Source organism: Photobacterium ganghwense, assembly GCF_017329545.1.
GTDB lineage: Bacteria > Pseudomonadota > Gammaproteobacteria > Enterobacterales > Vibrionaceae > Photobacterium > Photobacterium ganghwense.
On record NZ_CP071326.1, the window covers coordinates 209,570 to 222,343 of the forward strand.

General features: G+C 38.6%; 12 protein-coding genes and 3 pseudogenes. 14 read left to right on the top strand and 1 reads right to left on the bottom strand.

The annotated features are described in order from the left end of the window. The first annotated feature begins 58 nt into the window (after positions 1 to 58). From FH974_RS16895 to FH974_RS16940, 10 genes and pseudogenes are all read left to right on the top strand, one after another. Positions 59 to 541: a hypothetical protein gene (locus tag FH974_RS16895; protein WP_158108836.1), complete on the top strand. Its 483-nt coding sequence runs from the start codon at positions 59 to 61 to the stop codon at positions 539 to 541. Between the two features lie 165 nt (positions 542 to 706). Beyond that, a pseudogene (locus FH974_RS16900) lies at positions 707 to 934 on the top strand (transposase); the annotation flags it as partial. 263 nt (positions 935 to 1,197) lie between these two features. Further along, positions 1,198 to 2,742 (top strand): annotated as a pseudogene (gene istA / locus FH974_RS16905) (IS21 family transposase). 77 nt (positions 2,743 to 2,819) lie between these two features. Then, positions 2,820 to 3,206: pseudogene (locus FH974_RS16910) on the top strand (ATP-binding protein); the annotation flags it as partial. A 774-nt stretch (positions 3,207 to 3,980) separates the two neighbouring features. Continuing rightward, on the top strand, positions 3,981 to 4,154 hold the full coding sequence (locus FH974_RS16915) for a hypothetical protein (RefSeq protein ID WP_158108835.1): 174 nt from the start codon (positions 3,981 to 3,983) through the stop codon (positions 4,152 to 4,154). Positions 4,155 to 4,866: 712 nt separating this feature from the next. Next, positions 4,867 to 5,406, top strand: coding sequence for a chromosome partitioning protein ParA (locus tag FH974_RS16920; RefSeq protein ID WP_207103958.1), 540 nt, complete (start codon positions 4,867 to 4,869; stop codon positions 5,404 to 5,406). Then, positions 5,403 to 6,806, top strand: coding sequence for a relaxase/mobilization nuclease domain-containing protein (locus FH974_RS16925; RefSeq protein WP_207103959.1), 1,404 nt, complete (start codon positions 5,403 to 5,405; stop codon positions 6,804 to 6,806). The genes FH974_RS16920 and FH974_RS16925 overlap by 4 nt, the downstream gene beginning before the upstream one ends. A gap of 295 nt (positions 6,807 to 7,101) precedes the next feature. Beyond that, positions 7,102 to 7,869 carry a hypothetical protein gene (locus FH974_RS16930; protein WP_148513838.1) on the top strand — a complete coding sequence of 256 codons (768 nt, stop codon included), beginning with the start codon at positions 7,102 to 7,104 and terminating at the stop codon, positions 7,867 to 7,869. A gap of 156 nt (positions 7,870 to 8,025) precedes the next feature. Continuing rightward, positions 8,026 to 8,223: a hypothetical protein gene (locus FH974_RS16935; RefSeq protein WP_060533708.1), complete on the top strand. Its 198-nt coding sequence runs from the start codon at positions 8,026 to 8,028 to the stop codon at positions 8,221 to 8,223. Between the two features lie 125 nt (positions 8,224 to 8,348). After that, the gene (locus tag FH974_RS16940) at positions 8,349 to 8,729 is read left to right on the top strand and encodes an HVO_A0114 family putative DNA-binding protein (protein WP_025526531.1); all 381 of its coding nucleotides are present in this window, start codon (positions 8,349 to 8,351) and stop codon (positions 8,727 to 8,729) included. 271 nt (positions 8,730 to 9,000) lie between these two features. On the opposite strand, the gene FH974_RS16945 is transcribed toward FH974_RS16940, so the two are convergent. Further along, positions 9,001 to 9,633: a GGDEF domain-containing protein gene (locus tag FH974_RS16945; RefSeq protein WP_110097201.1), complete on the bottom strand. Its 633-nt coding sequence runs from the start codon at positions 9,631 to 9,633 to the stop codon at positions 9,001 to 9,003. A gap of 334 nt (positions 9,634 to 9,967) precedes the next feature. Between FH974_RS16945 and FH974_RS16950 the strand changes: the two genes are divergently transcribed. The 4 genes from FH974_RS16950 to FH974_RS16965 are packed head-to-tail and all read left to right on the top strand — an operon-like array spanning position 9,968 to position 12,720. Continuing rightward, positions 9,968 to 10,942: a helix-turn-helix transcriptional regulator gene (locus tag FH974_RS16950; RefSeq protein ID WP_029831919.1), complete on the top strand. Its 975-nt coding sequence runs from the start codon at positions 9,968 to 9,970 to the stop codon at positions 10,940 to 10,942. 10 nt (positions 10,943 to 10,952) lie between these two features. Then, positions 10,953 to 11,282 carry a hypothetical protein gene (locus tag FH974_RS16955; RefSeq protein ID WP_025526526.1) on the top strand — a complete coding sequence of 110 codons (330 nt, stop codon included), beginning with the start codon at positions 10,953 to 10,955 and terminating at the stop codon, positions 11,280 to 11,282. 50 nt (positions 11,283 to 11,332) lie between these two features. Continuing rightward, on the top strand, positions 11,333 to 11,725 hold the full coding sequence (locus tag FH974_RS16960) for a TerB family tellurite resistance protein (protein ID WP_053542808.1): 393 nt from the start codon (positions 11,333 to 11,335) through the stop codon (positions 11,723 to 11,725). 2 nt (positions 11,726 to 11,727) lie between these two features. Continuing rightward, the gene (locus FH974_RS16965) at positions 11,728 to 12,720 is read left to right on the top strand and encodes a hypothetical protein (protein WP_102887512.1); all 993 of its coding nucleotides are present in this window, start codon (positions 11,728 to 11,730) and stop codon (positions 12,718 to 12,720) included. Positions 12,721 to 12,774 lie beyond the last annotated feature (54 nt).

Sequence of the window (12,774 nt, forward strand, 5' to 3'; positions counted from 1 at the left end):
ACTTTTTGTTCATGCTTTGTATGTAATAGAGTTGATTAAAAATTTGAGAGGGGATTTTATGGCGGTCACACATTACAGCGTCTATCGCTCAGAACATTACAAAAGAGTCAAGCAAGCGATAGACAATGCTACTGAACATAATGCTATAAATGTTTCGAAACGATACTACTCGAATACACCTGAATTAAGTGAAAACAAAACATTTGTTCACTACTTATTAGATGAACTAATAGAGCAATTTGGTGCAAATTACTACTACAGAACAGAAGTAGTAGAAAGTTTGAATCCTGTGAAGTCTCAAATACACAAACAACTCGAAGCAGATCAGCTTTCTATAACTGGATTTGAACAACTATTTGAAATCAATGTTAGATATATTAAAAATCTATATCCTGCTAGGTTCAAATCATTTGAAACCATTGATGAGCTATTTGTGTATCTTATGAGATTTCCAACAATTTCATATATGGTTGATTGTGAAGTATACAATAAGAAGGATGCAATCAAGAAATTAACATTAATTAATGATAATCATTTATAGTAATCAATTGTAGTACTCCATCATCGATCTTACGCATCCGATGATGGAGTAGTCACGACTAGATCTTACTCTGTTGAACTGGTGACTCACAATTAGACATTCGAGACTATCCTTAATTCTGTTTAACTGTCTAAACTTAAGCCTTAAAGGCTAAGGATGGACAGTATGGATAAGAAAGCACTTGAAGCTTTTGATCGTGAAGCTGCTAAATCAATCAAGACCGAATCTGATCTTAATAACTTCCGTAAGATGTTAACCAAGGTGACTGTTGAGACAGCATTAAATGTTGAGCTTGATGAGCACCTTGGCTACGAAAAATACTCCCAAAAACCAAACTCCAATTCCCGCAATGGCTACTCTTCCAAGTCAATTATCACTGATGATGGCGAAGTACGCGAAGCAGAAGTGTTCGTAGCAACCTTAGATGCGTAGATTAGACCTACGTTGCATATTTCGGAGCATTCCGATCAGTCATTTCGGGATTATCCAATCACCCATTTCGGTTTAAACCGCTCACTGATTCCCCCGCGATTATCCGATTACTTTTAGCCTAACTCCGAAATCGGTGATCGGAATGCCGAAATCCTTCCTTTTTCTCTTTTAAATCAATAGCTCGCTATTCTTTACTTCTTAAACAAGAACGTAAGGAAGCGTCAATGGCTAAAAAGAGAACTCCAATGAACAAAATCAAAGAGGTATTACGCCTTAAGTACGACTGCGGTCTCTCAAATCGCAGCATCGCACTTGCCTTAAACTCGGCCCCTCCACCATATCGGAACTCCTGACTCGCTTTAAACAAAGCCAACTTGGCTGGCCTCTACCCGAAGGTTGCAGCGATGCTGATCTCACGCAGGCGCAGTATCACGGCAAGAAAACCAGTTAGGATAAAGTCATGCCAGAGTTCACGCAATACGCTGTCGAACTCAGACGTAAAGGTATGACGAAGATGTTGCTCTGGCAGGAATATCATGAGCAATATCAAGAGCAAGCTTACGCTTATACTCAGTTCTGCGAGCACTTCACTCGCAGCTGGTTCAAAACCCAAAAGCGCAGCATGCGCCAACTTCATGTGGCAGGTGATAAGCTGTTTATCGATTACTGTGGGCCTCGGCTTCAAGTGGTGAATCCTGACACAGGTGAAGTGAGCGAAGCCGAAATGTTCGTGGCGACCTTAGGCGCGTCCAACTACACCTATGTGGAAGCCTTCCCGAGTCAAGGTAAGTCTTACTGGTTAGAGGCACATGCCAATGCCTTCGAGCACTTCTGTGGCGTCCCCCATCTCTTGGCCCCCGATAATCTACGCAGCGCGGTTACCAAAGCGAATCGTTATGAGCCGAGACTGAACGACAGCTATCAGAAACTGGCGAATCACTATCAAACTGCCGTGATGCCAGCTCGCCCCTACAAACCGAAAGACAAAGCCAAGGCAGAAAATGCGGTGCTCCTCGTCGAACGCTGGATCATGATGCGGCTACGCCATCAAACCTTCTATACCTTCAAAGAGCTGAATCTCGCTATCCGAGCGCTGATGGATGAGTTAAACCGACGTGAGATGAAACAGTATGGCGCGAGACGCAAAGCGCTGTTCGACAAACTCGATAAATCTTCATTAAAGCCGCTGCCCAAGCAGCGATACCTCTATACCGAAACGAAACGAAACGAGACGAGCCAAGGTTGGGCCTGATTATCACATCGAATATCGCCGTCACTACTACTCGGTTCCCCATCAACTGGTTGGCCACCATGTCGAGCTGGAAGCCTCCAACCGTAAGGTGCAGATCTACCACCAAGGTAACTTGATCGCTCAACATCCACGCAGCCAAAGGTAACGTGGAAACAGCACTCAACCAGAGCACATGCCGAGTAACCATCAACATCAAAAGTGGTCGCCTGGACGCTTGCTCAACTGGGGAGCCAATATCGGCCCTGCAACGCGAGAAGTCGTCAATAAGATGCTGAACGCTAAGCCTCATCCAGAGCAGGCCTATCGTTCCTGTCTTGGGCTGCTCAATCTGAGTAAAACCCATGGCGAGTCGCGCTTAGAGCAGGCCTGTAAAGATGCACTGATGCTGACGAAACCGAACTACACCTTTATCAATAATCTGCTGAAAAACAATCGCGAGGGGCAACTGAGCAAAGACACCTCAAGCACACCGAACCTTGTTCACAGCAATGTTCGTGGCCCGAACTGTTATCACTAGGAGAAAAAGGATATGAACGCACTGAACGACCAACTCAAAACCCTGCGCTTAAGTCATGCGGCCAAAGCGTTAGAGCAGCAACCAGCGCCTGTGATCAACAACAAACGGTCAGATACTACCGATTAACTCGCTTGCTCGATGACCTGACCGCAGGTCGTCTGGATGGTAGCTATCAAAAGCAACTGCAATCGTTGGCTAAGAAAGCACTGCTTATCCTCGATGACTGGGGAATGAAAAAACTGACTCAAGAACATGCGGGTCACTTGTTAGAAGTGCTTGAAGACCGCTACCAAAACAGCAGCACAATCGTCATCAGCCAACTACCTGTAAAGTAGTGGTACGACATGATCGGCAACGCCACCGTCGCAGACGCTCTAATGGATCGTCTCGTTCACGATAGTCATCGAATAGAACTGGCAGGATGGTCAATGAGAAAACTGGCGCAATTCGAACACTTAGAGTAAAAATAGGGAAAGAAAAAAGTGCTGGTTCAGGTGTTCGCAATCAACGAAATACGCAACATGCAAAAACCGTTCAGTTGACTAAGTAAGGTTTACTGGAAAGATAACATTGTTCGGTCACTAGGTTACTTTTTCAGTAGCGTAGTCGTAAATGAACAGGTTATAGCGAATTATGTTAGGCCCAAGGTGAGAAGGATTCTGGTCAACTCCGCATGAGTTGTAACAGTAAGTACCCCGTGCATGCACGAGGGGATCTATTTCTTATGAAATTTTCCTGTTCTCTATGCATTTCGAGGAGGTTAGCTAAGCTAGGCAGATGGAGCAGATAAACTAGAGGCTAGCGTTATATCGATGAGGTGTTCCTAAACCCTGAAAAGAACATAAACGAGTGATTACGATCACTTAAATATGTGCTTGATTGCCCTTGTTGTGGTTAGTGGTTTCGTAACGGGCTTTAGGCATAGGAGTATGGTGACTGAATAGAGTAGCAGATCAGGTCGTAAGTTTCTGATTGAGTCCCATTGAATCACACAAAAAACTATCAAAATTTGGTAAATTATTTTCTGATGTAAAGAATGAATATTTAGATGTAAATATAACGAAAGACGATATTATAAATAATATATTAAGTCATGGATATTTTATTTTTAATATCACTTGATTAAATTGAAATATTATTTGACAGTGATGATAGTGAAGTTTAATATTTACTGAGTTCGAAAATTCTATACGTTTTACATAAGGAGGCCTAAGGAATAGTAGAATAAAGGTAGAGTAATGAAACTCGAGAAGATCTTGCATGAAGAGTTTAATCGCCGACAAAAAATGGATAATCCTCCAAAGGACTATAGAGAAATGATTGTTCGTTCGCTCAAAGAAATAGAGTCTACACCATTTTTTAGGAAAGGAAAGGTTGACTATGCATTCTCTAATGAGATTGTTGAAATCTAATTAAAAGCCAACAAATAATGTTGGCTTTTTTATCATATTAAAAACTACTAGGTAATTGATATCATCGTTGAATTACATCTGTCCCGTAGTATGATTTTTGTTCAAGTTCAAGTTCAAGTTCAAGTTCAAGTTCAAGTTCAAGTTCGGTTTAAAAACACTTTGAACATATAGTAAAATATTAACGTTGAGTGTTTTTTATTTCTATGTGGATGACACAATAATTAGCATTGAATAAATTATTTCCTTTGTTAATTTTTTATAATAACTAACTACTTATACTATAAGAACAACACTTTTCATGAGTAATTAATGTTTAAGTTTCTTTGATGCTTAATTTACTTACGAAGTGAGTAAATTTTAAAATAATATTAATTAATAACTAGCCATGATATTGATTTATAAACGTTTATTTAACTTTCTTATTCGTTATTTCATTTTTTATTTTTGTTGATTGAGTTTATGTATATTAAAATAAAAGTTGAAATAAGTATTTTTTAAATTAATAATATAGGTAATAAGTTTTGAAGCAAGCTGTGTCTGCGCGTTTATTTGTTCCAAATTAAACTCCGACAAATACTCCGCCCATTCAGGTTGGTTGCACTAACCCCCTTCGGTGTTAGCGCTGGTTTATCATATGCTGTAAGTCTTAGTTCGTAATAACCATATCTAATTATTTGAGAGGTGAGTATAAATACAACAAAAGGTAATAATTATGAAAAACGATATATTAGATCTTCTAAGGAATGTAGGGGCAGAGGATTTTAGAGCTATTGAAACTGCCATAAAGACAGTAAAAAAAGAGAAATACAAAGCTCGTAAAGAACCTGCTGATTTGCAGATTAAATCAGTAAAGACAAATCTCACTGAAAAAGAATATCAAGAGCTAGTTAACAAGCAATGCATAGCTGGTTATTCAAAGCTTTCAGCATTTACTCGTGACATCATCAATAATGCTGTAAAAGTCAAACCCATCATTCTAGAGGCATCTAAAGAGTTCTTCACAGAAACTTCAGAACTCACTGAATACATTAAAACAATTGCCAACGATATTGATAATAGTAAATCTCTCACAAGAGATGAAATAGAAAGTACTCTTGTTGTACTAGCAGGGTTATTAAGAGAGTTTCAAGCTACTCGTCACTTGCTAGTGAATAGCTTTACTCAAGAAGTGGCTTATGAAATAGCAAAACAGCATTTAAATGAAGACAAGCTTTTTCAGCTACTGAAAGAAATTAATGGGTTCAAGTCATGATCTATAAGGAAGCTGAACAAAAAGGTGGTAAACACACAGAGCAAACCGCAGATGCTCTCATAAAGTATGTTGCTGGTGACGATGAACGAGTGGCTAAATATTTAGTAAATTATGGTGCAGGAGCCACTAAAGTCGCTGGTGCATTAACAGAATTTATTTATTCAAATAATATTATAAATATCCCTGTAAATGCTAAAAACGCACCAGGGGATATGTTAGATATGTCACTTGCGATAAGGGAGATGCAAGAATCTATAAGGCTTAACCCAAGTGCTAAACATCAGTTTAAGCACATGATAGTTAGCCTCGATACAAATGAAAGCTTAACTAATGCACAATGGTGTAAAACAGCTAAAAATTTGATGAGCCGCTTGGGTTATGCAAATTGTAGATATATTGTCTTTAAACATAATGATACCGACGAAGAACATATACACGTAGTCACGTCTACCATCGATATAGTGACAAGAAAGCGCATCAAAGACTCTTATAGCAAGATACGTGCACAAGAAGTAATGAGGGAGCTAGAGATAGAGTTTGGTCTGCGACAATTAGTAAGTAGTAATGAGATTGGTTACGATACCTATGCTGATATTAATGACGCTAAAAAATTTAACATAAAGGCTCAAATCGCTCGGCTGGTAAAAACAGGTATTAATAAGTTAAAGCCAGGCTCTAATCTTGCAGAGTTTGTCACTGCTGTTGAGTCAACACATTCAAGGCTCAAAGTAGAGCTACAAACAAAGAAGGGGATGGCGGTGGGTATCGTATTTAATCTCGACGGGGTTCGAATGTCTGCTTCTCAGCTGGGCGGAAATCGAAAATATACACTAGGAAAGCTAATTAGAAACGGTAATCTACATGACGCCTGTAAAGACCTTAGTAACTATGAAGAAGAACTTGAAAGAGCGGCTGCGCACGCTCAAGAACAATCAGATAATGCGATTAGAGTTTATGAGAATAAGCAAGATCAAGATATGAGGACTTATCTTGTCATGCTTTCTGTGAATGTTAGATATCGCAGAGAAGTGGAACAATTAATAGATGATATGAAGTGGAACTTGAGAGCACGTAAAAGATTAAAAGGCGCTTCTGATGTTGTGTATGTCGTTGAGATGATTTCTACGCTTAAAGATGTTGAAATGGGTTTTGAAACTGTCATTGAAGCGCTATTTTTGGATACTATTGATAAAGCATTTAGATGCATCACTAAGCGAAAAGCAATGGAAAATTTATTTGAAAATTTAAGCACAAAACAGATTTCTGAGAGTGACTATAAGACTTTTATTACTACCGCTCATGTTGAGATCTTACACAAGAATGATAAACCACAACAAAGTTTGGTGAACAAACTATTAGAAAGTATCATTAACCAGGATCACAAAGGTATAAAGAAGTAACCTAATATTTATAGTTGTATTTAAATGCAATGATATTACTTTCTATATATAATTCCCTAGTCATTATTTTTTAATGACTCGGTGATTTTTAAGAATCAATGATTCGTCTTAGTTAATAAATTTTTTATCAAATTTTTCTGTCAATAATAATGGAATGTCAGTTGGTTTGTATTAGATAGAGATTGAAAATCAATCTTTTAAAATTATATTTTTGGCAAATTTCAGTTTCTTTACTTATATTAATTTAACTGGTATCTTATATTAAAAGATAAAAATAAATGATAAGGTTTTAATCATGGCTAATAACGCAGATGCAATTAATGTAGCAGTAGATAAAGAAAGATATAACAAAAATAATGATGGTATGTATTATACGCCGTATCGACATAGAAAAGGTATGACTCTTTATCTTCGATTAAATATAAAGATAGATAATGAAGATTCTAGAAATAGATCTCCAATGACAATGGTGATTAATGTAGCTCAAAAACGTATTGATGAATATCCCAAGTATACATTTGAAGAATTTGTAAGTAACAATGCTTCTGAATGTGTCAAGTCGGGGGAATTCGAGATTACTCGAGGTGCCTATGAAAAATTTTTAGCTAAACATAAATACTATTACAGAATATATCATAAAGCAAAAATGAATGAATGCCGCGGTTACTTCGAGATTGACAGAGCGGGAATTAAGAAAGAGGCGGCAAAGATATCAAAGCCAGTTCATGACGTAGCAGATATGGTTGAAAAGCTTGCTTTAGATGGTCTTTTGACTGCTGTAGAAGCACAAGATCTGTATCAATCAATGTACAGAATTAAACAAGTATTAGACGCATACGTTATGCCTGATATTCTTTTTCAGAATATGCTTTTCTATGATAAAAAATTGACTGATAAAATTAAAACCTACAATAATTTGTTTAATTTTAAAATTTCAAGTAAAGCAAATGCTGATCGCTTTGTTAAACACATGAGCAAAATAGACGGTTTTGAAACTGGTAATAGAGTTAAAAAATTAAGCACTGAAAGAAAGATATTAGAGTCTTTGTGTTCCAGTCTTTAATAAAGCCTCTTTGATATCTGCCAGATCAACGATCTGGCTTTTCATATTATATGCAAGTGTACACTTTGTAATCTAATAGATGAATAGTATTGTTTTCCTGAACATCATGGATTAGTATTCAATCATATTTTCTACCGACATGTAATAGGGATAACTATGATCGATGATATTCATGAGCAGCTTGGCGTCAATAAGTCCTTTCTTGCTGAAACATTTGCAATGATCCGAGTTTCAAAAAACGGTGAAGTTTGGGTGCAATATCAAGATAAGATAGATATACCATCAAACACTAAAGCAGTTAATATTACAGCTGATGTTCTTAAGATTATTGCGCTTCATCAAAGTAGCGAATGATGAGAGCGTGGTTTAAAGAAATTTGATATTGAGGTTTGAGAAATCTACTGTAATTTATGATAATTATCACTGTTTTTCCTCTCAGTTAAAGGAAGTTATTATATTTTTGTTAACATGGATAAATTATGAAAGCTAGAATCGGAATCGCCTCGGAGGAACTCGTTCGCAAGTATATATTGGATGTTGCAGCTGGTAAATTAAACCATGTGGAAGATATGCCTCAATTTTGGTTTGCATCTTTAACAGAGCTGTCACAGGTTTTAACTAACGATAATATTAAGCTCTTGAATATGATGGCTTATGAGAGGCCAAATAGTGTAGGGAAGTTATCTGAGATAACAGGTCGCAGTGTCGAAGAGCTTGAGGTCTCTATTGAGAAACTTACATCTAAAGGTTTTTCTCGTATTGAGATATGTGGAAACGAAGTGCGTCTTACTGCAATGTATACCTCTTTTGAGATCCTAATGGGCAAGGAGCTGGAAGCACAACTTCTACAGATCCTTTAATTTTTAAAACAAGTAGTCAATGCTTTTTGCTTATAACGAACAATTGATATCGGTATAGCAAGTTAGTTCTAAGAAAAATTCCTGCCACTTGATTGCGCTGAACTCTCCGTTGTTCACATTGAGCGTTGCGTATCTCGACTTTTAACTAGGGGCAGTCATAGGGTCTAAAGCCACTTCCAATCAGCACAGCTCTCGCAGTGCATTGCCAATGTTTGCTTCCTGGTCCACATTCAACGTTTACCCAAAGAGTTCCTGGTTTTTGTGTGGTTCGTTAACGAAAACGAAGATTTTTCTTTTGATACATATCTAGGTCCACTAGATTGAGTAGTTGTTTCGATGTAAGTTTCTCTGACCCTTTCATGTTGTATACATGACATCCAGTCGAGACTGTGATGGGAGGCGATGGGCGAGTATATGTCCTTTGTTGTCGTTCGAGGTTTTCGTGAACTCGTTTACACCAATCATCTAATTCTTGACGTGACACATTCGGCAATACAGCAAGGAACTCGTCGCCGCCATATCTTGAGATAGATTCGTAAGGTTTCTTAATTTTTTTTAGTGTACTACCGACATAAGACAAAACTTCATCCCCAACCACATGTCCTTCCGTATCATTGATTATTTTAAGATGATCGACATCTATGAAGACTAGTCCTAGTGAGTTCAATTGTTCATTTTTTAAAGACATTTCTAGGTATGACATTCCATATTCACGAGTTTCAACCTTAGTTAGGCTGTCTATTCGAACCTGATTTTCTAAGGAGTACACCTTTTCTCTGAGGCTCTTATTCTCAGCTTCTAAGAAACGTATCTGGTTGATGAGATCCTGCCATGTCACCTTAGTAATTGTGCTGATACCAGCGGTTTCAGCAGAGAGATTTTTATCACACCTATTAACAGACATTGTGCTCTCCGATGTTAAAAGTGTCCTTAATAGAGGTGATCTTAAACCCAAGTACGACATTATGTGTCACATAGAACAAGAGATTAACTGTGTGTTGAATTTGCTCTATTACTCAAGGTGGTTGTTTTGTAAACGATTTGGTGCGACACAATTTGACTAATCGCACGTTATAGTGAACTTATTGGATACATGTGTTACTTAGTGCTTACCTATAAGTTGCATATTGATGTATAAGTAATTTATTAAAAAGTATGACGCGGCAATAATGTATTTCTAAAACCTTTGTTGTGTTTTAAATAAGCAATTAATTTTGAGCAGTTGGGCAAGAACAAGTATGGCTAAACGATCGAGCACTAACGAATCTCTAGTTATCGCGTTTGAATTGCTAAAGCGCATACCCAGATCACATCAGGTGACGGCACGTGAACTACACTGCCAGTTAGAAGAAGTTGGGATTCTTCGAGATCTTAGGTCTGTACAAAGAAGCCTTGAAATGCTTTGTGATCATTTTGATATTTTGCGAGATGATCGAACAAAGCCTTATGGTTATCGCTGGAACAAGGGTTCCGAGAGTTTATCTTTACCAAAATTATCGTCCGTTGATGCCTTGCTACTCAGTTTAGCTCAAGAGCATCTTAAGTACTTATTACCTGCAAACCTTACTTCTTCATTGGATGGTTTTTTTCAAGAAGCGAAATACCAATTGAATCCGACCTCTGGAAGTACCAAAGATCGTGAATGGCTTAAAAAGGTAGCGGTGGTTAGTGAGACATTGCCACTGTTACCGCCGAAAATAGACAGTTTGGTTTTCAGGAAAGTAAGTGATGCTCTGTATCACAATCGTTATCTCACCATTGACTACGTAAACGCAAGCCAAACACAAAAATCATCAATGGTGATGCCGCTCGGATTAGCGCAGCAAGGTCAGCGTTTATATCTAGTTTGCCGTTTTGATGGGTATGACAACGAACGAACGATTGCTATCCACCGCATTAAGAAAGCCACAGTCTCAACATTTGAGTTTGAGAGACCAAAAGAGTTTAAGCTCAGTCAATATTATACGGATGGGCGCTTTGGCTTTGGTGAAGGTGACAAGTGTTCGATTCGATTTTGCATCGCTAAACAAACAGGTTTTTATCTAAAAGAAACGCCATTATCGAGTGACCAAACGCTCGAAGAACATCCAGACTATTTTGTTGTGACAGCGACTGTCATAAAGTCAAAGCAATTGGATAGGTGGCTTAATGGGTTTGGTAACTTGATATGGGATGTAGGTATTACTGACCACGAATATGAAACATTAACTTAAGGAGAGAAAGATGGGCTTTTTTGATTCATTGGTAAGTGCTGGCAAAGCGGCCGTAAAAGCTGCTGGCGATGCTGCAACTAAAAGCACATTGGAACATTGGGGAAAGATTTCTAAAGCTCCGCGCGACCGTGTATTAGATTATTACCATCAAAACAACAAGCAAGAGTCGCAAAACTCCTTGAAGCGAGCATTAGCTATTGCAGCTCTTCAAGACCATAGCTTGTTTAGCCAAGATGTAGATGCAAAAAGACAACTAATTCGTTTACGTGAAAAGGTTAGTTTAGATGACAGTTCTCAAGCAAGAACTCTTATGAGAGCAATAGATAACCTACAGCGTTAGTTTAAAGTTCTCAATTACCCTGCTAAATCGCATTTTAAGAAAGGACAAATATGTTTATTCAGCATTTGAACAATGAACAACAGGCAACATTGATTGCTTTTGCAAAAAAAATTATCTCTGTCGATGGACATATCGACGAAAAAGAAGAGCTTATGTTGGAAACGATTCGCTCTCAGTGTGATGTCAACGTGAATTTCGATAGTAAACCCGAATTAGACGAACTAGGAAATTTATTTGAGCTTCAGCATCAAAAAGTGGCGTTTATGCTGGAACTCATTGGTGTTGCTTATGCAGATGAAACTTATCAAGACAGTGAGAAGGCTGTTATTGAGCACTTAGCAGAAGTTCTCAATATTTCGCCTAGTCTGCTCACTGACATGGAAAACTGGGTTAAACGTCAAATGATTCTTGTTAAAGAAGCCAACCTATTCATGGAGATGTAACGATGCCTTTACCATTTATATTAGCAGGTGCGGCTATTGTAGCGGGTGGATATGGTGTGAAAAAAGGTATCGATGCAAAAGATGACTTTGACACTGCAAAAAGGGTCAATAGACGTGCGCAGAGCATGTTTGACGAGGCAAAATCCGAGCTAGAAGAGGAGCGTGAGTTAACTCAAAAAGCGATGGAAAACTTAGGTCAAGCAAAATACAAAATTTACAATGAGTCGATCATTCCGTTTGTTGATGTTTTTTCAAAAATAAAAAATGTTTCCTTTGAGGACAATAACCTAGATGACGCGACAAATTTGCCAGTGATGAGTGCTGGAGAGCTTGCTCGAATGAAAAGTAGCGTCTTAGAGATAAAAGGTGTTCTTTCAGGTGGAATCACGGCTCTTGGTAGTGGTGGACTTGCTGGCTTAGCTGCTTACGGTGGCGTCGGTGTTTTAGGGACGGCTTCAACAGGTACTGCCATAGGCACATTAAGTGGTGCAGCAGCGACTAACGCTACCCTAGCGTGGTTAGGGGGCGGCTCACTCGCTGCGGGGGGGTACGGTATGGCAGGTGGCATGATGGTTTTAGGTGGTGTTGTCGCTGGGCCTGTACTCGCTGTTGGCGGAATGATGATGGCTTCAAAAGCGGAGGCTGCTAAAGAAGATGCATATGGCAATCTTGATAAGGCTGAGTTGGCCTCAGAGCAGATGAAAGAGGCGAGGGTTGCGGCAAGTGGCATACGCTTGAGGTTTGAAGAAATTACCAAAGTTTTACGTAGCTTAGAACTTAGATTCCAGCCATTACTCCAATCATTAAACGAGTTGGTAGAATCAAATACAAACTATAGTACGTACTCCGAAGAAGATCGTAAGGGTGTAATGATCGCAGCGTCTACTGCAAAAGTTTTAAAGAACTTGCTGGAAGCTCCTATCATAGACAAGGAGGGTACGCTAACACCAGAGTCTCGCAAGGTGTTGGAAGAAACCAAAAAAATTATTGCGTAATGCAACGAAATAGGAAGGCAGTAAAGCCTTCCTACTTGTTAAATCCAAGGCTTC

Bases quoted from the DNA above. Each gene is read 5' to 3' on its own strand.
- FH974_RS16895 (WP_158108836.1), top strand. From the start codon at position 59: ATGGCGGTCACACATTACAGCGTCTATCGCTCAGAACATTACAAAAGA.
- FH974_RS16915 (WP_158108835.1), top strand. From the start codon at position 3,981: ATGAAACTCGAGAAGATCTTGCATGAAGAGTTTAATCGCCGACAAAAA.
- FH974_RS16920 (WP_207103958.1), top strand. From the start codon at position 4,867: ATGAAAAACGATATATTAGATCTTCTAAGGAATGTAGGGGCAGAGGAT.
- FH974_RS16925 (WP_207103959.1), top strand. From the start codon at position 5,403: ATGATCTATAAGGAAGCTGAACAAAAAGGTGGTAAACACACAGAGCAA.
- FH974_RS16930 (WP_148513838.1), top strand. From the start codon at position 7,102: ATGGCTAATAACGCAGATGCAATTAATGTAGCAGTAGATAAAGAAAGA.
- FH974_RS16935 (WP_060533708.1), top strand. From the start codon at position 8,026: ATGATCGATGATATTCATGAGCAGCTTGGCGTCAATAAGTCCTTTCTT.
- FH974_RS16940 (WP_025526531.1), top strand. From the start codon at position 8,349: ATGAAAGCTAGAATCGGAATCGCCTCGGAGGAACTCGTTCGCAAGTAT.
- FH974_RS16945 (WP_110097201.1), bottom strand. From the start codon at position 9,633: ATGTCTGTTAATAGGTGTGATAAAAATCTCTCTGCTGAAACCGCTGGT.
- FH974_RS16950 (WP_029831919.1), top strand. From the start codon at position 9,968: ATGGCTAAACGATCGAGCACTAACGAATCTCTAGTTATCGCGTTTGAA.
- FH974_RS16955 (WP_025526526.1), top strand. From the start codon at position 10,953: ATGGGCTTTTTTGATTCATTGGTAAGTGCTGGCAAAGCGGCCGTAAAA.
- FH974_RS16960 (WP_053542808.1), top strand. From the start codon at position 11,333: ATGTTTATTCAGCATTTGAACAATGAACAACAGGCAACATTGATTGCT.
- FH974_RS16965 (WP_102887512.1), top strand. From the start codon at position 11,728: ATGCCTTTACCATTTATATTAGCAGGTGCGGCTATTGTAGCGGGTGGA.